General features: G+C 40.5%; 31 protein-coding genes and 1 pseudogene. 3 read left to right on the forward strand and 29 right to left on the reverse strand.

The window, feature by feature from the left end:
• Positions 1 to 37: 37 nt before the first annotated feature.
• The 27 genes from AC0OMU_RS08520 to AC0OMU_RS08650 all read right to left on the reverse strand — a co-directional run bounded on the left by AC0OMU_RS08520 (position 38) and on the right by AC0OMU_RS08650 (position 19,831).
• Complete coding sequence (locus AC0OMU_RS08520; RefSeq protein ID WP_474241078.1) at positions 38 to 2,839, reverse strand: phage tail tape measure protein; 2,802 nt, start codon at positions 2,837 to 2,839, stop codon at positions 38 to 40.
• Positions 2,840 to 2,923: 84 nt separating this feature from the next.
• On the reverse strand, positions 2,924 to 3,214 hold the full coding sequence (locus AC0OMU_RS08525; protein WP_340034481.1) for a hypothetical protein: 291 nt from the start codon (positions 3,212 to 3,214) through the stop codon (positions 2,924 to 2,926).
• Positions 3,215 to 3,294: 80 nt separating this feature from the next.
• Positions 3,295 to 3,594: a hypothetical protein gene (locus tag AC0OMU_RS08530; RefSeq protein ID WP_224067223.1), complete on the reverse strand. Its 300-nt coding sequence runs from the start codon at positions 3,592 to 3,594 to the stop codon at positions 3,295 to 3,297.
• Positions 3,595 to 3,684: 90 nt separating this feature from the next.
• Entirely contained in the window at positions 3,685 to 4,140 is a 456-nt protein-coding gene (locus AC0OMU_RS08535) for a phage major tail protein, TP901-1 family (RefSeq protein ID WP_146876847.1), read from the reverse strand.
• 46 nt (positions 4,141 to 4,186) lie between these two features.
• Entirely contained in the window at positions 4,187 to 4,546 is a 360-nt protein-coding gene (locus AC0OMU_RS08540; RefSeq protein ID WP_146876848.1) for a minor capsid protein, read from the reverse strand.
• A 10-nt stretch (positions 4,547 to 4,556) separates the two neighbouring features.
• Positions 4,557 to 4,985, reverse strand: a complete 429-nt coding sequence (locus AC0OMU_RS08545; protein ID WP_224067227.1) for a hypothetical protein — start codon at positions 4,983 to 4,985, stop codon at positions 4,557 to 4,559.
• On the reverse strand, positions 4,985 to 5,317 hold the full coding sequence (locus tag AC0OMU_RS08550) for a hypothetical protein (RefSeq protein WP_250622590.1): 333 nt from the start codon (positions 5,315 to 5,317) through the stop codon (positions 4,985 to 4,987). The genes AC0OMU_RS08545 and AC0OMU_RS08550 overlap by 1 nt, the downstream gene beginning before the upstream one ends.
• Positions 5,318 to 5,319: 2 nt before the next feature.
• Positions 5,320 to 5,769: a hypothetical protein gene (locus AC0OMU_RS08555; RefSeq protein ID WP_474241079.1), complete on the reverse strand. Its 450-nt coding sequence runs from the start codon at positions 5,767 to 5,769 to the stop codon at positions 5,320 to 5,322.
• Between the two features lie 14 nt (positions 5,770 to 5,783).
• Positions 5,784 to 5,984, reverse strand: coding sequence for a hypothetical protein (locus AC0OMU_RS08560; protein ID WP_474241080.1), 201 nt, complete (start codon positions 5,982 to 5,984; stop codon positions 5,784 to 5,786).
• A gap of 89 nt (positions 5,985 to 6,073) precedes the next feature.
• Positions 6,074 to 6,934 (reverse strand): major capsid protein, encoded by an 861-nt coding sequence (locus AC0OMU_RS08565; RefSeq protein WP_474241081.1) that lies wholly within the window; start codon positions 6,932 to 6,934, stop codon positions 6,074 to 6,076.
• Between the two features lie 76 nt (positions 6,935 to 7,010).
• Positions 7,011 to 7,619, reverse strand: coding sequence for a hypothetical protein (locus AC0OMU_RS08570; protein ID WP_224067234.1), 609 nt, complete (start codon positions 7,617 to 7,619; stop codon positions 7,011 to 7,013).
• Positions 7,620 to 7,726: 107 nt separating this feature from the next.
• Positions 7,727 to 8,671: a phage minor capsid protein gene (locus tag AC0OMU_RS08575; RefSeq protein ID WP_474241082.1), complete on the reverse strand. Its 945-nt coding sequence runs from the start codon at positions 8,669 to 8,671 to the stop codon at positions 7,727 to 7,729.
• Between the two features lie 35 nt (positions 8,672 to 8,706).
• Positions 8,707 to 10,251 (reverse strand): phage portal protein, encoded by a 1,545-nt coding sequence (locus AC0OMU_RS08580; protein ID WP_474241083.1) that lies wholly within the window; start codon positions 10,249 to 10,251, stop codon positions 8,707 to 8,709.
• 45 nt (positions 10,252 to 10,296) lie between these two features.
• On the reverse strand, positions 10,297 to 12,051 hold the full coding sequence (gene terL, locus AC0OMU_RS08585) for a phage terminase large subunit (protein ID WP_474241084.1): 1,755 nt from the start codon (positions 12,049 to 12,051) through the stop codon (positions 10,297 to 10,299).
• A 148-nt stretch (positions 12,052 to 12,199) separates the two neighbouring features.
• Complete coding sequence (locus AC0OMU_RS08590) at positions 12,200 to 12,967, reverse strand: recombinase family protein (RefSeq protein WP_474241085.1); 768 nt, start codon at positions 12,965 to 12,967, stop codon at positions 12,200 to 12,202.
• A gap of 118 nt (positions 12,968 to 13,085) precedes the next feature.
• Positions 13,086 to 13,886: a hypothetical protein gene (locus tag AC0OMU_RS08595; protein ID WP_474241086.1), complete on the reverse strand. Its 801-nt coding sequence runs from the start codon at positions 13,884 to 13,886 to the stop codon at positions 13,086 to 13,088.
• A 115-nt stretch (positions 13,887 to 14,001) separates the two neighbouring features.
• Complete coding sequence (locus AC0OMU_RS08600; RefSeq protein WP_474241087.1) at positions 14,002 to 14,685, reverse strand: hypothetical protein; 684 nt, start codon at positions 14,683 to 14,685, stop codon at positions 14,002 to 14,004.
• Between the two features lie 86 nt (positions 14,686 to 14,771).
• Positions 14,772 to 15,068, reverse strand: coding sequence for a hypothetical protein (locus tag AC0OMU_RS08605; RefSeq protein WP_474241088.1), 297 nt, complete (start codon positions 15,066 to 15,068; stop codon positions 14,772 to 14,774).
• Between the two features lie 92 nt (positions 15,069 to 15,160).
• A complete protein-coding gene (locus tag AC0OMU_RS08610; RefSeq protein WP_474241089.1) occupies positions 15,161 to 15,661 on the reverse strand; it encodes an HNH endonuclease in 501 nt (166 codons plus the stop codon).
• Positions 15,662 to 15,756: 95 nt separating this feature from the next.
• A complete protein-coding gene (locus AC0OMU_RS08615; RefSeq protein ID WP_146876862.1) occupies positions 15,757 to 16,035 on the reverse strand; it encodes a hypothetical protein in 279 nt (92 codons plus the stop codon).
• A 488-nt stretch (positions 16,036 to 16,523) separates the two neighbouring features.
• Complete coding sequence (locus tag AC0OMU_RS08620; RefSeq protein WP_474241090.1) at positions 16,524 to 16,910, reverse strand: phBC6A51 family helix-turn-helix protein; 387 nt, start codon at positions 16,908 to 16,910, stop codon at positions 16,524 to 16,526.
• A gap of 845 nt (positions 16,911 to 17,755) precedes the next feature.
• Complete coding sequence (locus AC0OMU_RS08625) at positions 17,756 to 18,001, reverse strand: hypothetical protein (protein ID WP_224067376.1); 246 nt, start codon at positions 17,999 to 18,001, stop codon at positions 17,756 to 17,758.
• Between the two features lie 387 nt (positions 18,002 to 18,388).
• On the reverse strand, positions 18,389 to 18,667 hold the full coding sequence (locus tag AC0OMU_RS08630; protein WP_474241091.1) for a hypothetical protein: 279 nt from the start codon (positions 18,665 to 18,667) through the stop codon (positions 18,389 to 18,391).
• A 233-nt stretch (positions 18,668 to 18,900) separates the two neighbouring features.
• Entirely contained in the window at positions 18,901 to 19,047 is a 147-nt protein-coding gene (locus AC0OMU_RS08635) for a hypothetical protein (RefSeq protein WP_172861803.1), read from the reverse strand.
• A gap of 54 nt (positions 19,048 to 19,101) precedes the next feature.
• Positions 19,102 to 19,266: a hypothetical protein gene (locus AC0OMU_RS08640; protein WP_224067250.1), complete on the reverse strand. Its 165-nt coding sequence runs from the start codon at positions 19,264 to 19,266 to the stop codon at positions 19,102 to 19,104.
• A complete protein-coding gene (locus AC0OMU_RS08645; RefSeq protein ID WP_069487228.1) occupies positions 19,267 to 19,551 on the reverse strand; it encodes a type II toxin-antitoxin system HicB family antitoxin in 285 nt (94 codons plus the stop codon). It lies immediately after the preceding gene.
• An 85-nt stretch (positions 19,552 to 19,636) separates the two neighbouring features.
• Positions 19,637 to 19,831 (reverse strand): type II toxin-antitoxin system HicA family toxin, encoded by a 195-nt coding sequence (locus tag AC0OMU_RS08650; RefSeq protein ID WP_083244529.1) that lies wholly within the window; start codon positions 19,829 to 19,831, stop codon positions 19,637 to 19,639.
• A 170-nt stretch (positions 19,832 to 20,001) separates the two neighbouring features.
• On the opposite strand from AC0OMU_RS08650, the gene AC0OMU_RS08655 reads away from it, so the two are divergent.
• Together AC0OMU_RS08655 and AC0OMU_RS08660 are read left to right on the forward strand one after the other, a co-directional pair.
• Positions 20,002 to 21,093 (forward strand): response regulator aspartate phosphatase, encoded by a 1,092-nt coding sequence (locus AC0OMU_RS08655; protein ID WP_340034508.1) that lies wholly within the window; start codon positions 20,002 to 20,004, stop codon positions 21,091 to 21,093.
• 1 nt (position 21,094) lies between these two features.
• Complete coding sequence (locus AC0OMU_RS08660; RefSeq protein WP_474241092.1) at positions 21,095 to 21,244, forward strand: hypothetical protein; 150 nt, start codon at positions 21,095 to 21,097, stop codon at positions 21,242 to 21,244.
• Between the two features lie 316 nt (positions 21,245 to 21,560).
• On the opposite strand, the pseudogene AC0OMU_RS08665 reads toward AC0OMU_RS08660, so the two are convergent.
• Positions 21,561 to 21,749 (reverse strand): annotated as a pseudogene (locus AC0OMU_RS08665) (peptidylprolyl isomerase); the annotation flags it as partial.
• Positions 21,750 to 22,004: 255 nt separating this feature from the next.
• On the opposite strand from AC0OMU_RS08665, the gene AC0OMU_RS08670 reads away from it, so the two are divergent.
• Positions 22,005 to 22,877, forward strand: coding sequence for a DUF1002 domain-containing protein (locus AC0OMU_RS08670; RefSeq protein ID WP_014480169.1), 873 nt, complete (start codon positions 22,005 to 22,007; stop codon positions 22,875 to 22,877).
• A gap of 29 nt (positions 22,878 to 22,906) precedes the next feature.
• On the opposite strand, the gene lysA is transcribed toward AC0OMU_RS08670, so the two are convergent.
• The gene (gene lysA, locus AC0OMU_RS08675) at positions 22,907 to 24,226 is read right to left on the reverse strand and encodes a diaminopimelate decarboxylase (RefSeq protein WP_004398851.1); all 1,320 of its coding nucleotides are present in this window, start codon (positions 24,224 to 24,226) and stop codon (positions 22,907 to 22,909) included.
• Between the last annotated feature and the right edge of the window lie 54 nt (positions 24,227 to 24,280).

Raw genomic sequence — 24,280 nt, forward strand, 5'->3', positions numbered from 1 at the left:
AAAAGCCCAAAGGGTATTAACCCCTCAGGCTTATTGATTAAGTAAAGGAGAGCCTACCTTTAGCTCTCTCCTTTTTGTCTTGCAATCTATTCAGCTCTTGTGCAATCCTCTGAATATCTGCCTCCTCTCTTACAACCAACTGTCCTACATGAATGGAAGTATTAGAGTTACCTTTTGCAGAATCAGGCATAAACTTAGACACTGCTTGAGCAAATGGCTTCATCCTTCTTTGAGAGGACAAAGGCACAATTGCCTCAGCACCTTTCTCACCTGCACCAATGAGAGTAGAGCTGTCCAAGATACCACCTTTTGCGTGCCAACTGACTGACATCTTAGGTAGTTTTGGTAAGTCCTTAACAGACCATCCACCTAGAGAGAAATGAGGAATCTTTATAGCTTTAAAGATGTCTCCAAACCCACTCTTGATTTTTCCTGCTATTGACTTTGCTGTATCCCAAATGCTAGTGATCTTACTTTTCACACTTGAGATAGCTGAGGATACCTTAGATTTCACAGAATTGAAGGCATTCACAAAGAAAGATTTCACTTTCCCAGTTACTGAGGACACCTTAGAAGTAATTCCTTGAATTACATTCTTGATTACTGAGATAACCTTTGTCACCACAGACTTAATAGCATTCCAAGCTGTAGAGAAAGCTGATTTAACTGCTGACATTACAGTTTTGGCAGCTCTAATAAGATTTTTAATGCCATTAATAATGTAATTGAGAATAGGTTTTATTACAGCATTGTAGATAGCATCCCAAGCCACCTTAAATCCTGTCTTAACAGCACTCATAACCCCCTTAACTTTAGCAATCAAAGTGGTAACAATGCTCTTAATCTTTGAGATGACAGGCTTAATGACATTGCTATAGATTGCATTCCACACAGTTTTAACAGCATTAACATAGTTTTTCCATGCAGTGACTATGAAAGTGATTGCTGTCTTAACCCATGACTTAACCTTATTCATTACTGCTTTTACAATCCCTACCAAGGCATTCCACCCAGTAGCAAAGGCATTCCATAAAGGAGCTAGTAATGTAACTAAAATCCCAATGGCAATTAGGAACACAGTCTTTATCACATTCCATGCAGTTTGGATTACTGCTTTGATAGCATTGAATACAGTAGATACTACTGCTGTCAATCCTGACCAAATTGAGGAGAAAAAGGCAGAAAGTCCTGACCATATTGCCATAAATACAGTCTTTATGCCATTCCAGACAGATGTCCAAAAAGCAACTACAGCCTGAATGTAAACCATAAAGGCAGCCACAAAAGCACTTACCAATGATTTTAAAAACTCCCAAAAAGGAGCAAACCATGCTTTGATAGCATTCCACGCAGCTATAGTGTAAGCTGAGATTTCATCCCAGTACTTGTAAATCAATACAGCTACTACTACAATGCCTGTTACAATCAGCATGAATGGGTTAGCCATAAAGATTGCAGACAAAGCTCTAAAGGCTGTGCCTATCAGCTTGAATGCAGATACAAGCTTTGTACCACCTGTAGCCACTAAGCTGAAGCCTTTTGCTAAAGCACCCCAACCTGTAGCCATTGTGCCAATTACAGACAAGATACCTCCAATACCTGCAAGGATAATAGGTAACACTGCTACAAAAGCACCTACTGCTAGGACTACCTTCTGCATATTAGGAGACAGCCCCATAAAGGCATTAGACATGTTTTGGATAGCAGAGACAATAGTAGGCATTACATCAGAAATAGCCCCCCTCAACACATCCCCTACAGGCTTAATGGCAATCTGTATCTGATTCCATGCCCCCTGCATTTCCTGTGCAAAGGTCTTGTTATTCTTAGCTACATCAGCACTTGCACCTTTAACATTGCCCATGTGGTCTACAATGCTACCTGTGGAAGCAATAACATCCTTCTCCATGTCCTCATACTGAGTACCAAACAAGGCTACTCCAATGGCATTTCTGTCTGCCTGATCTTTAACACCTGATAAAGCTTGGACTACTTGAGCATAACCTTTCTTAGCTCCTTCTCCACCTTTAGCAAAGGTCTCAGTCATTTTGTTAGCATCTAACCCTAGTGCTTTAAAAGCCTCTTTAGATGATTCTGAGCCATCTTTAGACCTGATACCAAATTCCTTAACAGCATCTCCCACTTTGTCTAAGTTGAAAGCCCCTGATTTTGCTCCTGAGATAAGAGTGTTAAACATGTCCTCTCCACTGAATCCTAGAGTCTTGAAGTAGACAGAATACTCATTCAGAGTGTCCATGTAATCCCCTGCATAATCCATACCATTCTGATAACCCTTAGCAATCAAGTCCATAGCTTCTGAGCCTGATACACCAAACTGAGTCATTAACTGCCCTGCTACTTTTGAGACATCCCCTACATCAGTTCCCATGACCTTGCCTAACTGCATTGCCTGCTCAGACATAGAGGTCAATTCACCTGTAGATAAGCCTTTCATATTTTGTGAGACAGTTATGATACCATCTGAAACCTCTTCAAAAGAGCCTACTCCTGTGCTTGCTACAGCATCAAGTACCTGCTCATAGTTTGCTAGTTCAGAGCCTGATGCACCTAACTTAGTTTGAAAGTTAGCCATTGCCTGATTGATATTATCTGAGGCTACTAGAGATGCACCACCTACAGCAGCCAACCCTGCTGATAAAGGAGCAATGTTTTCCCCTAACTCATTGAAGCCCTCACCTGCTTCTCTGAGAGTCCTTCCCACATCACCTGCTTTTTGGGAAGCTTTGTCCATAGCAGAGCTAAAGTTCTTGAGCTGCCTCTCTACAGCATCCATGCCACCTAAGGTTATTCTAGCTGTTAACTCTCCAACACTTGCCATCTTTACCACCTACCTTTTTTTGATATAAAAAAGAGAGCCATTGCGTCAGAGGGTTTATTCTCCAAGCAACAGCTCTCAAGATTTCTAGGTATTTAATTGAGACTCATCAAGACCAAACCTACCTAACAGCTTAGTCTTTTCCTCCTCATAGTCTTTCTTAACAGTAACTTTAGGCTTGCTTTCTTCTTCTACATCCTCAAGTGACTTGTAAAGACCTTTCTTGAGCTTCAATGCATCAGTAGACTTCTTCATGTTTCCTGATGACATCATCAAGTTTGCTGTAAACCATGCCTGATTATTTAGCAGCTCATCTAACTGATACTCATGCCAAAGCAGATTACCCTCTACCCTCTCAAGAAACTCAAAGGCATCCATAGAGTAGAGAGTCTGCTGATCTAGTTTAAGTAAGCCATAGCCATACTTATAGATGTTCTCTATAGTCAGATTAGCTAGACTTACTTTGGTAAGTTTTTTTCATTTAAGCTCCCAAATACCTCAGATAGTTTCTCTGAAATAGCAGGCAACTCACTAAGGTCAATCATGTAGCCCACTTCCTCATAGCTTAGATCAGGCTCCTCATGGATAAGACCTGCCCAAATGATTGCAAGAATTACCTCAACATCAGAGGCTTTCTCTTTATCTTTTAAGTCAGCCATCACAATGCCATGCTCTTTCTTTAACCTGATTAGTGCCATTAAAGGAAAAGCAAGTTTCCTCTCTTTATCTAACATTACATCTACTGTTTTAATAGCCATCCTATTTCCCCCTAAAATAAAATAATGAGGAGCAAGGCATCCGCCCTACTCCCCTATATGTCTAACTACATATTCTGTTTTAAAGTGATATTAAGCAGATTGAGTAGATTCTGTAACAGCACCCTTAGTCCTTACTAAAGGTGAAGCACCTTCAATAGACAGAGAGTAAGTTACAGCATCATCTTGAGCAAACTCTAAAGGCAGGTCAACAATGTACCCAGTACCACTGTAAGTTACTCCATCAAGATCATCAGTAGCACCTACCCTGATCTCTGCATCTACTGCTACCCTATCATTGAAGGCATCCTCAATAGCCTCTAAAGCTACATCACCAAGCACTACAAAGCCATCAGCATCAATAGACCATGATTTAATACCAGGCAAGCTGGATGCCCAACCTCCTGCTGTCTTATCTGTAACCTCAATAGTCTCAGCTTCCCTGTTTAGGGTTGCTCCTGTTTGTCCACCTAGAATAAGTGTAGTACCATCAGCTTTCTTGATTTTTAACAGGACATCTACACCTGCCACCTTTTTAGCTACTGTCATTGTTATTTCCCCCTTAAATTTCCCCATTAAAAAAAGCCCTAAGTTTTTAAACTAGGACTCTAAAATCAATGGAATAAAAATATCTATTTTCTTCATCTTTACCTAGAGAGCTAGGCATCATAGACTGCGCCATCACTTGGACAATGTAAGCATCACCAATGGAAACATTAGTAACACCATGCAGTCTCATAAGTGCCTCATTAGCTAACTGCTCAGCTTCACTAGGATGGATGTCTCTTGTTGTAATAGTAAGTACAAAATCTGATAAAACTCCCTTAGGCAGTACACCATCCCCAACCTCTACCATCATTGCTCTGTCAGGAGAAGTGGCAGGGAAAGCTAGAGGGTAAATCTCATCAGAAAACCCCAATAGCTTGAGAAAGTCTACAATATCAGTGATACTCATGAGCTTCCCCCTAACTCAAAGCCTGTCTATATTTTTCCTCAAGGTAGTCCATGTAGCCTGACCTATTCATTGAGAGTGTATTCTCTAAATAGCCCTTACCTACTGGAACTGTACCTCCCCCAAATTTAGACTTGCCTCCCTTTTTCTTTTTGGACTTAGAACCTAACTTGTAAGACTTATCATGAGTCCACTCAGCATAGTTAAAGCCATTATGGACAGCAGAGAACCCTACAGAACCCTCTATATATCCACTTGCTACATGTATCTCATGCTGTGCTGTCTTTTCTAAGAAACCACTGTCATGAGGTGCTGACTTGGAGGCTACCCTTTTAGCATCTAAGATGACATCTAGCATAGCCCCTCTCATAGCCTTTTTAACTCTGCCATTGATAAGCTTTGACTTGTCCACAAAGTCAGCTTTTACAGTAAACTTAGCCATCAGACAGTGACCTTAACAGCAACAGGAGTGCCTGACAGATCATGCTTGTAATCAATAGCTAGGGGCTGTTTCTTGTGGACATTGCCCCAGTCATCTGACCACTCAATTAAATCCTTATAGCTGATCTGTGGTACACCTTCAAAAAGAATATTAGCTCTGTAAACTACCATCTCTCCTGAGGCTACCTGTATGGACTCATTGGTACTGTTATATGTTATTTTGCAAGGAATAGCCTCACCTACACCTGTAGATACAGGTAAACCCCACTTGTCTAAGGCGCTGTCAGCTTTTAGCAACTTAGCCACATGAGGCATGGGTACAAAACCTAGCATAATCAATCCCCCCTATAATAGAGGTACTTGCTGTGCCTATCAGTCCTAGACTCAATGCCCATCCTGTAGGTATCAGTAGAGTAATTCACAGCATAGCTGCCCACTCTCTTTTTCCTGATGCTTGAGATACCATAGTAATTAAGTATCTTAGGAGAGATTGTTCTATCCATGTCTTTAAGCTGTACTTGAATGCCATCAATAGTAATCATCAATGTACCCATCTCAGCTCTCTGCATGGAGTCATCCAGCTTCAATAGCCACAGCACTTGCTCAGCTACATCCTCCACTGGAATAACCCCTCCCTCTTTATAGACATCAGGTAGATACCTAAATAAAGTATGCTGAGCCTGATTAACTGCCTTTTGTTTGACAGCATCATCAGAGGCATCCCATAACTTAGAATGGAGAATATTCTCATCAATAAACTGCCCAACCTCTACCTGTGTCAGCATCAGTATCTACCTCCTTACTCAGCTTTTTTCTTTGCAGGAGCTTTCTTAGCAGGTGCTTTCTTCTCTGCCTTGATAGCCTCTACCTTATAGCCCAAAGTCTCAGCAATGGACTTGCCTAACTTCTCATCCTCAAAGATGCCCTCACCCTTTTTAAACTGGACTCCTTGAAACATCTCACTGTAATTCTCATTAGGTACAATCACTTTTACTGCCATTTAAACTATCTCCTCTCTAGTAATTAGGTATAAAAAAAGAGGACAAGACAGGAAACTCCTGCCCTGCCCTCAATTATTTACTGTACTGATTAAGCAGCAGCCTCAGCAGTAGCCTTCCTCATAGCAACAGCTTTAGGATGGAATACTGCAAGACCTACAAACCACTCAATCCTAGTCTTGATCTGTGGAGACTCACCAAGCTCACCAAGAGACCTAACAGAAAGACCTGATTTAGACTGTAGGCCTGATACAGCTTCACCTGCACCAAACTTAACAGCAAAGATCACATCATCCTCAAGCAATTCTGAATCAAGATCAATGATGTCAACATTTCCATACTGTGTAACTTGTACACCAAAGGAATTTTTAACATAAGTGATCTGACCAGTCCTAGCCTCACCTGTAAGCTTCCTTCTTGTTTTCTTGTTCATGATAAGAGCATCAGCGCCACCATAAACCTCATCAAGAAGAACATCAAGGTCAGCAACTAGATTACCTGAGTTAGCAAATTCCATTCCAGTACCTGCTACCCTTTTCTTTAAACCATTGAATGAGTTAGCATCTACAGCTACATCACCATTGATGAAAGTTTTCTCATACTTATGTGCAATAGACTTAGCTGTAAGTGCTGTCTGAATAGCCATAAGATCATTGATGTTAGAGTGTACTTCCATTTGGAAACTATCAATAACTGCCTCTCCACCAAGGATAGTAAGAAACTCAGTTTCTTTCCTAGTAGTAGGAGCTACAGTGTTATAGTTAGTGTTAACTGCCCTAAACTCTACTCCTGCTAATGATTGCTCAACATTGTAAGAATAACCTGAGCCTTCAATATTCATAAAAGGCAATACTGCCAATAGTTTTGACTCAGTAGCCATAGTCTCAATAACACCTTTTTTAAGGACATCTTGAGTAAGGTCTACAGTCTGTGCTAGTGTTAAACCTGCCATTTTTATTTTCCCCCTTGAATTTTGGCATTAAAAAAGAGAGCCTTTAGCTCCCTGCCATTCTGTTTATTAGTTTTAATTAGTTTCTTGAAAATGCTTGGCTAAAGTAATGAGACATCTTTTGCTGTGGACTCATCTTACTTACAGCTTTAGGGTCAGCTTGAGTAAGCTCTAAAGGCTTCCCAATTTCTACATTTAGCTCCTGCTTAGTAAAGATTCCACTTTCCTCAGCTTTAGTAATCCAAGCTAATTTACTTACTGCATCTCCATCAGGTATCAAACCATGAAACTCCTCAGGAATTGCTTTTACCTTATTCTCAACCAAAGACTCTACAACAGTGGAAAGAGATTTAACTTGAGTTTTAAGGTCATCTACTTTAGCCTCTGATTTCTTTAGCTTAGCTGTTAAGTCAGTTACTTCATTCTCTTTGTCAGTTAGCTGACCTTTAATCTGTACCAACTCATCAGACTCAGCATCCTCATCTTTAGTAGGCTCTTTAGTTTCCTCTGACTCTGTTACTTCTTCCTGCTCTGTTTCTGTCTCAGATTCTTTGTCATCTTTAACCTCAGGCTCTTTTACTTCTTCTACCTCTACCTTAACTGTGACCTCAGGCTCTTTTACTTCCTCTGTCACTTGCTCAGTTTCTGTAGCTTCTGTAGCCTCAGTCTGTACAACTTCATCAGGCATATTGCTCCTCCTCTCTCATCTCAGGCTCTCTACCTGAGTCATATATATGTCTAAGTAATAGGGCATAAATAAAGTAAATCAGGAAAAAACTTGACTTTTTTCTAAAATTATGCCCCTTTTTTCTTCTTCCTCACATATTTCCTACTATCCACATTTCCTATTTGAGCCATTTTCCTTCTGTGCTGTGCTATCTCATCAGCAGGTAACATATCCAGTGATCTAATAGAATGGACACCATGCTCACAGTTTGGATGAAAAATCTCATTAGTAGCTTTAGCCTGCTTGTAAGTGATGTAACCCTTTGTTTTACCTGTCAGAGAAATAACTAAGCCTTCCCAGTTCTTACAGGCATCCTCTGCCCCATGATCTGAGATTACAGCTAAGTCAAAGCCTGTCTCCTCTGACTCATGAGTAACACCTTCTATAAAAGCTTGATTAGTCTTTGTGGTCACTACCATTTTGCTATAGGTAGCTAAATCCCACTTCCTACCTGCCCTGTCTGTGATACCTACAAAGCCATCTTTAACAATGGTCTTACTGAGACCTTGCTTAGAAAGTTGCTTCAATAAATCCTTTTGCATGTCCTTATAATTACCATTATTTAAAGAGTGGTATTGAGCCACTTTTGAGACAGTCTGCCTAATCACTGATTTAATAGCTGATGAGGTATTATTTGTGGCTTGTAATATATCCTTATGAGTGTCAGCTACAATAGCCTCTATTCTTGCCCTCTGCAATTTATTGAAAGATGCTGAGCTTACAGCTTCCTCCCAGTTCTTAGCCTCTTTGACTGACAGCAAGTGGTATGCTTGACCATCTTTAAAGGATTTTTTGATTAGCTTCTCTATCTCTTTGTAGAGAGCCTGATCTAGCTCCTTTAGCCAATAATTTATCTGTCTCATGATCTGAGCTTCCCTTATAACCTTGGGGTCATCAGGATTAAACTGTAATTGTAAGATTAGATAGTCCAACATCTGCTTATATTGCTTTGACAGCATCTTAGCCATCCTCTTTTTACCCCTGTCATACTTTGGAGTAGGCATAAAGCTCATCTATATTCCTCCTATAACAAAAGAAGGAGACAGGATTACTCCTGCTCCTCCCCAGTTTCTTCTTTTTCTTCTGCTGGCTGCTCAGCTTCTTCCTCATCATCCTCAAGATCATTAAAGATGGATGGGGATGCTGTAGCTTCCTTCTCAGCCTGAGCTGACTGCTCCTCCTCAATCCTTGCAATCTCTGCATCTGCTTGCTCCTCAGTGAGACCATCAAGCTTCATGATTGCTGTTTTCTGAGACATTGTGACTGCGCCACCTGTCCTGATGTTAGCTAGGTTAGCCTCTTGTAGCTCATCCTTATCAAGACCATCAGTAAAGGTAAGTTTTGGAGTTGTAATCTCATAATCAGAGATACCTACCACAGACTCTAAGTACTGGGCAATTAAAAAGACTCTTTTGAGACCTTTCTCATAATACTTTCTTTTCCTCTTGATCTTGGCTAACAAAGAATTAAGCCTAAATCTGATAGCAAGACCTGAGCTGCCTGATGTACCTGAGTCACCTTTACCTAAAGCTACAGCAGGAATTTCAGCAGTAATCAAGATCATGTCAATGATTCTGTCAATCTCTGAGTAGGCTTCCTGTAGCTGCCCATTCCAAGTAACATACTGAGGAATAATGTCTTTACTGTTACCATCAATCTCAAATACTTTAGAATTAGCTACATTAAAAATAGGTCTGCCCTGCTCATCCTCAGTTAGTAATCCCATTGGTAACGCTATAGCAGGATCACTGTGCTTGTCTAAAATTGAAGCCACTTGACTAAGCCTATTGTTAAGCTCATCAAACAAAGGCTTTAGCTCTGAAAGGTCATCTAAGCCCTCCCAGTGGTCATCTAAAGAGAAATTAGGTACATGCACTACCAAAGGCACTGGAACCCCTGTAAATACCTCCTGAGGGCTTCCTATAAGGTCTCCAATCTTAAAGTCAATAGGAGTACCATCAGCCTCAGTTACCATCACTGTGAGCTTAAATTGGTTGTAAATGATTTTCCCTGCATAATGACTCTCAATATTAAGAACCCAGTCAGATTCCATGATCTCTTTTGACTCATCATCAACCCTGATAGGAATGGCTACATGGTACGCAGTGATAAGATTTTTATTGTGCTTGGCAACCTCAGGAAAGACATATCCTGCATCAAGAGTCTCAATAATAACCCTTGGATTATCAAACTCAGGAGGATACATGCCACCATACTCCTGACCAAATCTAACCTTAAAGAAGCTGTCTCCCCTGTAGGCATTGGCTAAGGCTGACTCATAGAAAAGGATGTCAAGATCATTAGCGTCTTTAATCCTGTCTAGGGCTACTTGCTCCTTACTGTTATCCTCTTTACCTGCTGATACCTGTACTCCATCTCCAATTAAAAAGTCAGCAGACTTCTTGGCTATAATGCCTGCTAGATTGACTGAAACATACAGCCTCCCATTTCTATTAAAGTTGTGCTTTCTGAAAAGCTCCCCATGTTTCCCCTCAATTAAAAGCTTATTTTCTTTGTACCTGTTAATCCTGTCTTTATGCTCAATAGGAGGGTAAAACTCCCCTTTAGAAAACATCTGATTAAATGTAGACATCAATTATCCTCCTTATTTTTGGTAACAAAAAAAGCCCAAAGGGTTTTAAATCCCCTCAGGCTTGTACCAAAATCCTCTTTTATTTACTCTTGTCATACCTATTGCTGATGCCAAGCTGTCAATGCTGTCATCATGGTCATGGTTAGGGTATTGTAATAGCTGTTCTTGCAGTATCCTCTGATTCTTTTTAATCCTGATGACACCCTGCTCAAACAATGGCTCTAAAGCCTCTATTCTTGACTCCTTCCTAGTAGTAGGGTTAACTGGCACTATCCTAGTAAAGTACAGACCTCTCTGTACTGCCCTAGATTGCATCTGCCTATAGATGTCATACTGTGCCTGAATGGTCTCAACTCCAAATTTCTTAGGCTGATATTTTTCAACCATGTTAAGAGCCACCTCCATTGCTTGAGAAGGTGTACACTTCTTAGCCCAACTCTCTAGGACATAAACTGCTCCTGTCCGTCTATCCCTTGCAATGATATTGATTGCATTGTAGTCAGACCTGCTATTTTTACCCATAGCAATATCCCAAAAGCCTACAATATCTAAATGATGACTAATCCTGCTCCTGCCTTTTACATCCTCTACAAACAGATCAGAGTCCTCAAAGTATAAGAAATAATCCTCTTTGAAAATTACTGACTCATCATCAGAAGGTTTATTCAAGTACTCAGAGGCAAAGGCTCTGCTGCCAATCTCAATCTTTTTCTTAATCAGATCAAAGTAGCTAAACCTGTCAGCCCACAGCACCTCTACTCCCTCATCCATGATCTCCCTGTTTTCAGCATAGAAAGCCTCTGCCTCAGATTCCCTGTAGGGGTTGTCAATATCTCTGAGCATGTTCTCAAGCTTTTCCCAGTAATCTTGATGCACCGGCTCACTGATGATTGCTGAGTACATCTTAGAATCATAGCCACTCCTTCTCATGATGTTAGGCAGCAAGCCTTGACCATGCACAAGAGTACCCATGTAGATAATTGCAGTCTTTTTAGGGTCTCCTAAAGGCACTACAACTGAGTTAAACCAATGGAGGTTTTTATCCCTAAGGTCTTTGGTGTTTGTGTTCTTAGCTGACTCTAAATCATCACAGCAAATAAGGTCAGGTCTTGCATTCTTAAACCTAGAACCCCTGAGCTGTCCACCCATTGAGGATGACTGCACTTTGATCTCAGAGAAGGTTACAAAGCCCTCCTGATTATCCTCAGGGTTAGCTTTTTTGTTAGGTGAAAGATGCTCACCAAAGTCCTCCCTAAGCTTTGCATTGCTCTTGAGGTTAGTGGAAATAAACTCTACAAAGTTTTGAGACATGGAGGCTGTCTCTGAGATGATTACAATATATTTTCTTGTCCTGTAAACCACAGCATGTGTAGGGTACACATTGGACAGGTATGCAGATTTACCACTACCCCTACTAGAACCCCAACAGATATTTTTAATTGGGTTAATGGTAGTCAGCTCATCCAGTTTAGCTGTCAGCTCCCTGTGAAAGTCAGGAGCATCATCTATAGAAACTCCTTTAGGTATCAGGTTAGTCTCATTCTCAGGGTTTTTATCATCTGAAAAGTACTCATATGCAAAAAAGAGACTATCAAAGTAGCCTCTTGTCATCCTGTATACCTTGCTGTAGTATTTGATTTCCTCAAGCATCTCCTCAGCAGAGTCTCTGTCTCCTTCTTGAATATAATTTAAAGCATCAATTCTCATTTCCTCAATTTTACCCTCAAGTCTTGAGGCATACTCAATAACCTCATCTATAGGAGTATCCTTGAGCCATTTGATTAAATCCATTGCTAACATTTTAGCCCTCTCCCCTTTATTCTCACTGTCTCAGATAACCCTATATGGGTTAGCCACTTACTAGCTCATCTGAGGGCTGTTTCATAAAGGTGAGGGCAAGAAAAAAAAGAGACAGCAGTTAGTTAGCTGTCTCCCGCATTTTACCTATTTAGAGTTTTCCCTCCTCAAGTGCCTTAATCTTTCTGTAAAGAGTCGCTTTTGAGACTCCTGTGATCTCCACTATTTGAGGTACTGTATGCTCACCCTTGGAATAGAGGTCTAATGCAAGCTCTACCTTGTGCCTACTTTTTTTAGGTCTGCCCATTCTAGTGCCTTTAGCCTTAGCCACTGCTACACCTTCTCTGATTCTCTGAGTGATCTGCTCTCTCTCCATCTGAGCTAAAGCTCCCATTACAGTAAGAAGAAACTCAGCCATAGGATTTCCATTAGTTGTATCTAACCAAGAATCATTAAGAGACTTGAGGGATGCTCCTTTGTTCTTGATGATCTCCACTATCTCAAGTAAGTCCTTTGTAGACCTGCTGAGTCTGTCAATGGCTACAATTACTACAGTATCTCCCTCCTCAAGCTCCTCTAACATCTTGTTAAGCTCAGGTCTCTCCCTTTTAGCGCCTGACATCCTATCAGCATAGATATGATCTACTCCAAAAGCCTTTAACTGCTCCTCTTGTCTGTCAAATACCTGCTTATCAAGTTTTGTAGATACCCTCATATAACCTACAGTCTTTGTAGACTTCTCCTCAGCAGGCTCAAGAGTAAGAGTGCCTTCATTTAATTGCTTTGCAATATCTTGGAGAGCAAACCTGCCACCCTCAAATTGAGTTAGAAACTTTTCCTCTTGCTTGTCAAAGACTTCCCAGTTCTTTTTACCTTCTGCTGTAGTGCCATTTGCTTTAACTGTGTAACGCTTTTCCATGTTCAGTCATCTCCTGTTTGTTGTCTCTGATTACAGTTTACTATAATTACACTATACTGTAAAGTAGGTTTTGAAACTTTTTTGAGACAGGAAAAAAGGGCGAAAAAAAGGAGGGCTGCTAAGCCCCCTCTGATAGCTGTATATCCTGTTTTAATTGATGCTTTGCCCAGTCAGTGAAGTGATCTAACTTGCTATAAGGTACTGAAAGTGACTCACCTGCTGTAGATGAGGTGCTTGCAAGGTTTAGCCTCCACTCAATAAATTCAGGTCTGAATAGTGGAAAACCATTGATGATCTTTGTTGTCTCAGACTCCTCATGGATTTCATACATCAGCATAAGGTCTCCCTCAAAGTCTCTAATGTACTTGATGAAAGCATTGCCCAACCTTAGACCACCTCTGCTCTCCTTCTCTTTCAGCATTCTTCTAGCCATTGGAGTATTAGAGGTTATGTGGATGTAGTATCTTTTCACATCATCCTCAGCTACAATATCTACACCCATTACAGAATCAATCAGAGGATGAGAAATAATTCTTAAATGCGGCATACTTTCCCTCAAACAAGCCTCAAAGTGCAGCTCTATCACCTTACTCATGTATGTCCTAGTCAGCCTCAGCTTACAAGCCTCTACCATAACTGTAGTTACTTCTACCTCAGGCTTATTAGTAGCAAACCAAGCTAACATTTTATTGATGCCTGAGTTAACATACTGCTTTTGTGTAGGTAGTGTATCTTGAGACTCAAGAAACCAATCAAACAGCTCAATTAAGTCCTGCCCAAAGCTCACCACTTCCTCTACTTCCCTTACTTGAGCTTTCTCAGCAGCAGTAAGTGTAGACTTATCTAACCTTTCAATAGGCTTGTACTCCTCTGTAGCTAACAAACGCTCAATTTCTTTGCTTGTAAGTAATACTGTCATAAACAGGCCTCCTAAAAAGTCAAGGGTTTTGCCCTTGTTACCTCCCTAGTTAGAAAAGTCTGTTAAATCTGTGACAGTACAAAAAAGACAGGACTATGAAAGCCCTGCCTGAGGTTTACCATCCAAAATTATGAGGTAAGTACACTTGTTGCTGTGTTCTGATGATGTCTCTAAGATCAGTCTTAGGCTCATGCAGATCAGTCTCAGTTACCCTGATTAAGAATCTCCACTCATGCTCTTTAGCAGGCTGTGCTGTGTGTAAATCCCACCAATCCCACTTAACAGCAGTACAGCTAGGAATGTCAGTAGCTGTGTACTTGCCCTCAGCAAGACCTTGAGTAACCTGCTGATTAATCATGCTGTACAGTTTAGAGTCAGGAGTGTCAGGCACTTCCAGCTCTACATTGTTCTGATCTAAAAATTGAGTGAGGCAGCCCTGCCCAGTAACAAACAGGTGAAAGATACTAGCATCCATGTCCTCCTGTGCTTGAATGTTAGGAGCTTGCTTCACTGTAGGATTAAGCTCAGCTCCTCTAGGCACTCCATCACTGTGCCAACCTGATAATGCAGGTGAAAAAGTAGGCATTAACATGTGTACTTTTGTGTCTACAATGATGTGCTTTTTACTGAAAGTTAAATCCATTGTTCCAATAGCCTGCCTAGTAAGCTCTCCCCCAAACTTGAGAGCATCCTCTAGTGAGGCATTGTGCAAAGCAGGAGTGTTTTTAATCAGCTCCTGACTGGGCTGCTCAACAGTCTTGCCAAAAGTGATAGGATTTCTGTTAAATGTCATTTTCATAGGTATTCCTCCTAAGTGTCTTTTCATATCCCTAGTTAGACAGGCAGGAGAAAGTGTGACAGCATAAAAAAAAAAGAGCAGAGAAATTAATCTCTGCCCCCATATAGCACTCTTATCTGATCTTCAAGATGCCTAATGTGTCCAAGCATGGCTCTGTACTCCTCAGGAGTCAAGATGACTGCCTCTGCTTCAAACACATAGCTGTCAATAAACTCAGCATACTGCTTAGTTACTTCTATTTTATGCTCCATACCTCTGCCTAACTCTTGCAGTACCTTCTTTTCAAGGAAAGGCTCTCTCTTGGGGTCAAACTCAAGCTCCTCTTTTGGAATATACAATCTAGCACCAAATTTATTTTTACTCAAATCCATACTGTAAGCCATACTATGACCTCCTTCTGTTTTAACCTTTAATTAGAAAGCCCTGCCCAAACTGTGACAGGCAACAAAAAAAGCAGAGCTGTTATAGCCCTGCCTCATGCTATATTCTGATATGTTTTGCCTGTTTTAATATTAGAAATAGTAGCTACAGAGGTGTTAAACAGATCACTCAGCTTTCTACAACTCAAGCCATTAGCTAAAAGCCCCCTGATTTCCCTTACCTCCTTATCAGTAAACCTTTTTCTATAGGTCATTCCTTTGTTAGTAGGGATTTTGCGACTTTTATGGGCTTGTCTGAGGTTATCTGCAAGGGATAGCACCTCCAAGTTAGCTAGGCTGTTATTGTCCTTATCCTCATCTATGTGATTAATTGTCTTGCCAACTGGATTGAGACCTCCTGCTACAGCAATAATATTGTGTACTGTAGTAGTAAAGATCATTCCATCAAGGTAGCCACTCGCAAGCTTATAGCCTGAGTTATTGCACTTTTTAAACTCAGTGCCCTTTCTACTAAAGACTTGCCCAGTCTCTGTGTTTGGAATAAAAACTCCTGCGTCAAGGAATCTCTTAATATGTCTGTAAGTTGATAGCTCCATGTAAAAGCCTCCTAGAGTATTTTTCAACCCTTAGTTAGAGGAGACTTTTGAAACTGTGACAGGCAACAAAAAAAGCAGAGCTGTTATAGCCCTACTTATTCAGCAAGTTTACCTAGTTGTATTGTTGTCATTGATTGATACTTGTGAATGAAGTTAAGGCAGTCACTCATCATGTTATGGTACTGGGTACTGTCTAACTCTTTCAGAGAGTAGTAATAATCTGTGGGGTCAATAGTGGTGAGGCTGTTAAGTATATACTTGGCTACATTTACTGCATCTGTGAGATTGATATCTGATCTAAAGTAGCCCCAATCCTCAAGTAAATACCAAACCTCAGCAGGAGTACCTTTTTCCCAATGTTGTATTTTTTTCACTCTTTCCAACTCCTAAAAGTAGAACACTTGTTCTTGTTTATAGTCTAATAATAGCAGAATACTGGATATATGCAAGGCAATAACTGGGTATGATGTGGCAAAGCTTTTAGATCAGTAGAGTTACTTTAGAGTTGCTGTAGAGTAATGGTTATTGATATGGATGCATTTTCTGTAGAGTTGCTGTAGAGTAACTGGAAATGAACTTCCACCAAAAAGGTATTTTCCATTGTGTAAATGTTAGAGGCACTTGCCCTAGCCCCTCCTACCCCTGTTCCCCCCCTGTAGCCCCCAAAAAGCTTGAGCCATTTTATTTTTATGTAGAGTTTCACAGCAGAGTAACAGAGAGTTAGTGTGTATCAACAGTCTCATAAACACCTGATTCTGAGACAGTTATTTAATCATTGATACATAAGGCTTTAAACAGTCTCATAAGTTAGTCTCAATAAATAAAATAAAAAACAGACAGAGCATCACTGCTCTGCCTTTGCTTAGATGTTTTTCAATTCAGATAGTATATCTGTTAGAGACTTCTCATCAACAGACTGATTAACTTCTTGTACATCTTTAAGTCTGCCTTGATTCTTGAGTACCAATTCAATAGCCTTAATCTTAGTACCTTCTTTAGCTTTAGGGTTATTAATAATCATCCTTAGCTGTGTGTAGGTATCTGCTAGAAAGCTTCTCTGTACTTCCTCAGACTGCCTGATAAGCTCATCATTAAATGCCTGCCCCTTCTTCCATTCATACAGGGTACTAGGATTGACCCCCACCTCTTTAGCAATCATCTCATTGGTAAGCCCATTAACATCCTTGTATACCATTAGGGCTATTGCCTTGTATTGCTCAGGCTTTAATGCCTTCCTTTTATTTTTCACAGTGTATCCACTCCCCTTTTCTTGTACTTTTCTCACCATCATCTCTCACTTGCCTTGCAGCACTTGCCTTATATTTACTGTCATTTAACAGCCATTTAACTTGTCATTTACAGGTCATTTAATCCCTTGATATTACTGCATTTATCAGACATTTAACTGTCTTGTACATCCATTTATTTGCTATCATTTACAGGCATTTAACTGTAAAAATAAAGCTTTGCCACAGTAACAACAAAAATCCAAGATCAAAAATCAGCTTGCTCCTACATTTAACCTCCATTTACCTTCTATAATCAGAGACATGATCTCTAAATATCTTGGATAAAAGGGTAAATAAAAAAGCCTGACAGGTAGCTAAAAGCTATCCATCAGACTCATCAGAAAAGACCCTTTAGAGGTAACAATAGGAGACAACTTAGAGAGAGATTTTGGAGGCTGATAACCCTCTAAAAGGTCATTCCCTCTCTCACTACTATGTCTAACTGTAACAGCCCAAACAAAGTGTCTCCTTACATTTATTCTTATTCTTTATCTTATTCCTTATACTGTTTCTATACTGTTTATAACTGTTATTACTTTTATACTGTTTTAAAAGAAATGTTATATCTGTTATTCCTACTATGTAGTTAGCTGTAACACTCTAAATAAAGTAATTTTACTGTACTAAATATTGTAGCTAGTACTTTAAAAGCTCCAAACCCTTGATATGACTAGCCTCAGCCTGCCTAAAAAATTCAGATACCCCCTCCCCCCAGTCAAAAACTGACCCCCTATAATTAGCTTTGTGTTACAACCACTGATACAAAAAAAGGAGCAAGCATCAGCCTACTCCCTTTAATTAACAGTTATTCTACAGCATTCTCAGCCTTTTTGGGCTTTCTTCCCCTTTTCTTGACAGGTTTAACTGCCTTCTCAGGCTCAACTGCCTCAACTGCATCCTCTACTTTTTCTGCCTTAGGCAGGTCAGTAACAGTAAGATTCTTCTTGGACACAGCATACAGGAAGCCCTGACTTCTGACAAACAGGTACTGACCATTGTCCTCTAGCTGCTCACCTACAATATCCATATCATCATTCTTAAACTGTTTCATACTCAAGGTATCACCTCCTCAATACCTTAGTTAGACCCCTCTTTATAATCTGTGACAACAAAAAAACCTAACTGCGGTCAACAGTTAGGCATATGTAGGTAGGAGCATTACTTTGATTAGACATTATTCAGTTATACTTCATTTTTTATTCTTACTTTTATAAAATGGTGTACTACTTTACTGGTAGATCAAACTACTATTCCCTAAGAGTTTGCAGTTTTGAATATTAATATTCAATTAACTGCCTATATAGGGTTATCATTATTCACTATCAAATATATTTATGATATACAAATATACAGTTTCACTAAGCCTTCCCCTCAGTCACTGCCTGTAAGGTACAATCTACTAAAAGCACCTTACAAGCATTACCCTAGAGGAGGGAGCTTACACAGCCATTTTCAGACTGTGCTTTATCAGGAATGTTTGTAGCTCACTTATCATGGTAGCAAGGTACTCATTGTCAAATTGTAACATCATATCAATGACCTCACTGTACTCCTTTTTAGTGACATGGTTGTGAAACTCAGTAAGCCTGCTCTCAGCCCAATAGATAACTCCTTGAAGCCCTATCTCTGAGGCTGACATCCCCACCAAGTCAAAAAGTAGCTCTGATAGTGTGCTAGGTACATCCTGCACCCAAACTGTATTTTGTTGTCTAATCAAAGTAAATGCCTCCTGTAAATATCTTATTATGCTAAACCTACCAATCTATTTTAATGTTTCCTCTATAGGTAGTCAATACCATAAAAAAAAGAGCTGATTGCTCAGCCCTTAAAAAAGCGCTCCCGCCGACCAAGCAAGAAACGCTGAAACATAGTGAGAAGCAAAGGTATTGACACCTTACTCCCTGCACAAAAGTATACCACACTAGAAATAATAACAAAAGAGCTGATTACTCAGCCCCTCCTGTTTCTTCTTTCTTCCTCAAACTTCTCCACCTGTTCCCACAGCTTAGCACTTCTGTACCTTCTAACCCTGTACTTATCCCAAAGCATCCCACAGCCACCAATAGCCATGATGATGAGTATTATCAGTATTATCACAGTTACCTCTCCTTTTCTCCTCTAGTATAGCAGAAGGAGGGTAACCCTGATTACTCAGCCCTCCATAATACATAATAGCTTTAGGTGTGCCTTAACTTCCTGTTTGAAGTCATCCCACTGCCCTAGCTCCTGTACCTTATCCTCTATGTCTGCTAACCTGTACTGAGCTTGCTTAGCCTTGAAAAACAGCTCAGCATACTCCTTAGCCAATTCCTGCACCTAGCTTGCCTCCTCCACCTTATCTGTAGCTACCTCTATGAGGACATAGCTTGCTCCTGCCTCAATATCAATGTCTTTAATATCTGATGCTTTAGGAATGTGATTCCCTTGCTGCTCCTCTACAGCTAAAAGCTCTCTTAGTGCATCATGAGCCATAGCTACAGCCTCCTGCATTGTCTCACCATAAGTGAAGCAGTTTTCTAAATCAGGAAAGCTAACCATATATAGACCTGTGCCATCAAGTTTTTCTCTGTCAATCTTTGCATAATATTTAAACACTGCCATTTTAAAGTGACCTCCTAGAGTAAGTAATACCCAATCCTGTATTATATGTGTTATTATACAGATTGAGAAAGAGCAGGGAAAGCTCTTAGATGAGCTTAACCCCTGACTGTTTGGATAATTCCCTTAGGAAAGGCTTTGGTATATCTCTACTGGGATGGTTAGGAACAGGAAAGTTTCTGTTCGTCAGTGGGCTATACCATATTACATGTGAAGTTCCATTTTGGCGAATGACTTCACAGCCTTGTTTCCTGAGGGTTTTTGCTACTTCTCTATATCTCACTTCTTCCCTCCTCTCTACTCTTTTAGTATACTACAGTTACAGTATACTGTCAAACACTATCTTGTAATTTTTGATACTTTTTTGATACTTAATATGAAACAATTAGCCTTTGCAAAAATTAGGACTTTTCTGTAAAATATTGTACATACTGACTAAAGGAGGGTTTTTTAATGACTGAGTTAGCCTCAGTGGATGTAGCTAACCTCATCAATGACTGGTATGTTCATATCAGAAAGAGAGAGATTTCTCAGGCTGTAGAGCTTAGAGACAAGATCATTGATGTGCTTGAGGACATGGAGGAGAATCAAGATGTACTTCTTTATTTCAATATCTTAGATTATAGGTTTAAAGTCCTTATGGAGGATTTAGCAGGGAAAGAGCCTACTTTAACTGATGAGGAAAGAATAAAGACAGATGACATGCTGAGGTTTTATTTCTTCCTATTCAAGGGAATGTTTGAAAGCTCAAGGAATAACTACTCTCAAGCACTGTCTCTCTTTAGGATGGCTGAGAAACAGTTAGATAAGGTATATGATGAAATAGAAAAAGCTGAGTTTCATTATAAGCTAGGAAGCCTGTATTACTTCACAAAGACCACCTTATTATCTTATCATCACCTATCACAAGCTAAAGGTATTTATAAAGGGCATGGTGGCTATGAGAAACAGGTTATCAACTGTGACATGCTGTTAGCCTTGAATTATATTGATGATGGCAGATTAGAGACAGCAGAGGACATGCTAAAGGACTGTGTAGAAAAGTTGAAAAAGTCAGGAGATAATCACCTCTTAGCCTTGGCTTACTATGACTTAGGCTTTTTGAAGATACAAGAGGACAAGCACTGTGAGGCTATCCAGTTCTTTGATACAGCATTCAAAACTGACAACCTTAAAGAGAATGCTCCTGTATCTTATCTACAGTGTGTGTATGAATCTGCAAGGTCTAACTACAAAACTGGGGAAACAGCCAAAGCCCTTGAGTGGGTAGATGAGGGCATTAAATTCTCAGAACAAATAGACAATACAAATTTTTCTTTAAAATTCTCTATTCTGCATATGTGCTACAGCTCTCCTCAGGAGTCCATAGAGCAAGTTAAGGCAAACATAGACAAGCTTGAAGCTAGACAGGCATATGTGGACATAGAGGCACTGGCTGTAGATGTAGCTCATGTGTATAGTTCATTAAATAATTATAAAGAATCTTCATATTTCTTGGAAAAGGCAATAAAATCAAGTAAGCTAACAGGTAAGGAGGTCATTTAACATGAAAAAACTTGTTATAGCTGCTATTATCACTTCATCTCTTGGCTTACTTGTGGTAAGTACCTTAAACACCCCTCAGGCTGACAGATTCCAAACTCTACAGCATGACAGTAATGAGGTAACTGTAGCCTCAAGAGGAGCAGGCTCATAAAGAAAAAAAAACAGAGAGGCTTATGCAGTCTCTCTGTACTCATTTGTATTCACTTCTACAAACACCAAACTAGCCCCCTCAGGCGCTTTAATGGCTACACCTTACTTAGTATCAGACACAAGCAAACAGCCTTCTAAAGCCTCCTCAGCACTCTCTAAAGCCCCACTAATGCCCTCCCCTAAAAAAAGAGAAGCTGTTAAGCCCCTCTCTGTATCTCATATTCAAATTGTATGCTTTTAGATAGTTCCAAAGAAGAAAGTAGGCTTGACAGGTTAAGATTAGTAAGGGCAACAGGTTTAGGGTGGGTATTTGACTCTGTACCAGTTCCGTGCGGGCAGCCGCCTTGGCTGACGAAGCCAGGAATCACTCGGTGGAATGTAAGCCCGTCATAAAAGCCTTCGTTCGCAAGCTTTTCAAAGTTTGCAACAGTTCCAGGTGCAGCTTCAGGATAAAGTTCAAATTCAATTTTGTTCCCGTCTTCTAATAAAAAGTAACCTGTTTTCAATTGTATGCCTACTTTCTTTATTTTAATTTTCAAAGGAGATTATGTATGATAGGTTATGGCCTGTCTCTCCTTGTCGCGGCTATTATACCACACCTTTCGGGGGAAAACGAATCTCCCGGCTTTACTAAAAAATAAAAATGAAACCTGAATCTCTTTATCTCCGTCTAACCTAACGGAACTGTATTTTTCATGATTCAGGTCCTCACAAAGCAGCACTATCCAGCTGCTTGTGAAATTGAAGGAGGTCAAACTGCTTTGAAGAAAATTTGGATTGGAATGCTGGCAGCGGCCGTTTTGCTGCTGACGGTTCCGAAGGTCAGTCTCGCGGATGCCGCAGTTGGAGATGTCATTGTAACACTTGGTGCTGATTTGTCAGAATCCGACAAACAAAAAGTGCTTGATGAAATGAATGTCCCTGATAATGCCACAACGGTAACCGTGACCAATAAGGAAGAACATGAATATTTAGGAAAATATATATCGAACGCACAAATCGGATCGAGAGCGATTTCTTCATCCTCAATCACCATTGCCAAAAAAGGCTCCGGATTGAATGTTGAGACCCATAATATCAGCGGCATCACGGATGAAATGTACCTGAATGCACTGATGACAGCCGGTGTTAAAGATGCGAAGGTGTATGTTACAGCACCGTTTGAAGTATCTGGGACTGCGGCTTTAACTGGATTGATTAAGGCGTATGAAGTTTCTTCTGACGAAGCGATCTCGGAGGATGTTAAGCAGGTCGCCAACCAAGAGCTTGTCACGACATCAGAGCTTGGAGACAAAATCGGTAACGAAAATGCGGCAGCCCTGATTGCAAAAATCAAAGAAGAGTTTGCTAAAAACGGGGTGCCTGATAATAAAGCTGACATCGAAAAACAAGTGGATGACGCAGCTTCTGATTTAAACGTCACACTTACTGACAGCCAAAAGAATCAGCTTGTCTCCCTATTCAATAAGATGAAAAACGCTGACATTGACTGGGGACAGGTCAGTGACCAGCTAGATAAAGCGAAAGATAAGATTACGAAATTCATAGAATCAGATGAAGGCAAAAACTTCATCCAGAAAGTCATTGATTTCTTCGTATCTATCTGGAATGCGATTGTATCTATATTCAAATAGGAAAAGCGCCGAAAAATCGGCGCTTTCTTTTATTGCTTTACACCCGTTTTAAATGGCAGATCAAGTTTTACAATATCTTCGTATGTTTCTCGCTTCACGACTAAATGAGCCTCACCGTTTTCGACAAATACAACGGCGGGTCTCGGAATACGGTTATAATTGTTGGCCATGCTGTATCCATAAGCGCCTGTACAAAAAACGGCAAGAAGATCGCCTTCTTTTACTTCCGGCAGGTCAATATCCCAAATCAGCATATCTCCGCTTTCACAGCACTTTCCGGCAATTGATACCGTTTTGTCATGCGCTTCTCCGATCCTGTTGGCTGCCGCAGCTTCATATTTAGCTTGGTAAAGCGCAGGACGAATATTGTCGTTCATGCCTCCGTCTACAGCCACATATTGGCGGACACCCGGCACTTCTTTTTGAGAGCCAACCGTATAAAGAGTTGTGCCTGCGTCTCCCACGAGAGAACGGCCCGGTTCGATCCAAATTTCCGGGATGTCAAAACCGTAACGGGAAGCATTTTCTTTCACAGCTTCGATAATTTTTTCAACGTATTCAGTGGCATGAAGCGGTTCATCATCTTCCGTATAACGAATGCCGAAACCTCCTCCAAGATTCAGCACCTTGGATACAAATGAATATGAATCTCTCCACTCGTCTAGTTTTTTGAAGATTTTTTCCGCCGCTAACACAAAACCGGCCGTATCAAAAATTTGCGAGCCGATATGGCAATGGACACCCAGCAGCTGAATGTGTTCCGATTGTAATACTTGTTCAATGGCCCGTTCAGTTTGTCCGTTATGAAGATCGAAACCAAACTTTGAATCTTCCTGGCCCGTTGTAATGTAATCATGCGTATGCGCTTCTACTCCGGGCGTGATCCGAAGAAGAACATCGATGGAGTGACCCGTTTCTTTACATAGGTCTTCAAGAAGCGCTATTTCATAGAAATTATCCACCACAATGCAGCCGATGCGGTGCTCAAGCGCCATGCGCAGTTCTTCCCTGCTCTTATTGTTCCCATGAAAGTGGATGCGTTCCGCCGGAAAGCCTGCCGCAACAGCCGTATATAGCTCTCCTCCGGATACGACATCTAAAGAAAGTCCCTCTTCCTCAGCGAGCTGAATCATTGCGACTGATGAGAATGCTTTGCTCGCATATGCCACCTGTGCTTTTAGCCCTGCAGAAATAAACGCCTGCTTAAAGCTTTTAGCACGCTCACGTATTAAAGCCACATCATATACGTAAAGAGGTGTACCATATTTCTCCGCTAAATAGAGAGCATCCACACCTCCGATTTCTAAATGACCATGTTGATTTTGTCTGCTTGTGCCGTGTAAGAACAATGTCATTCCCTCTTTCTCCGCTTATGGATGAAAGGACAGTTTTATGGACTGTCC

Source organism: Bacillus sp. FAU18 (genome assembly GCF_056033885.1).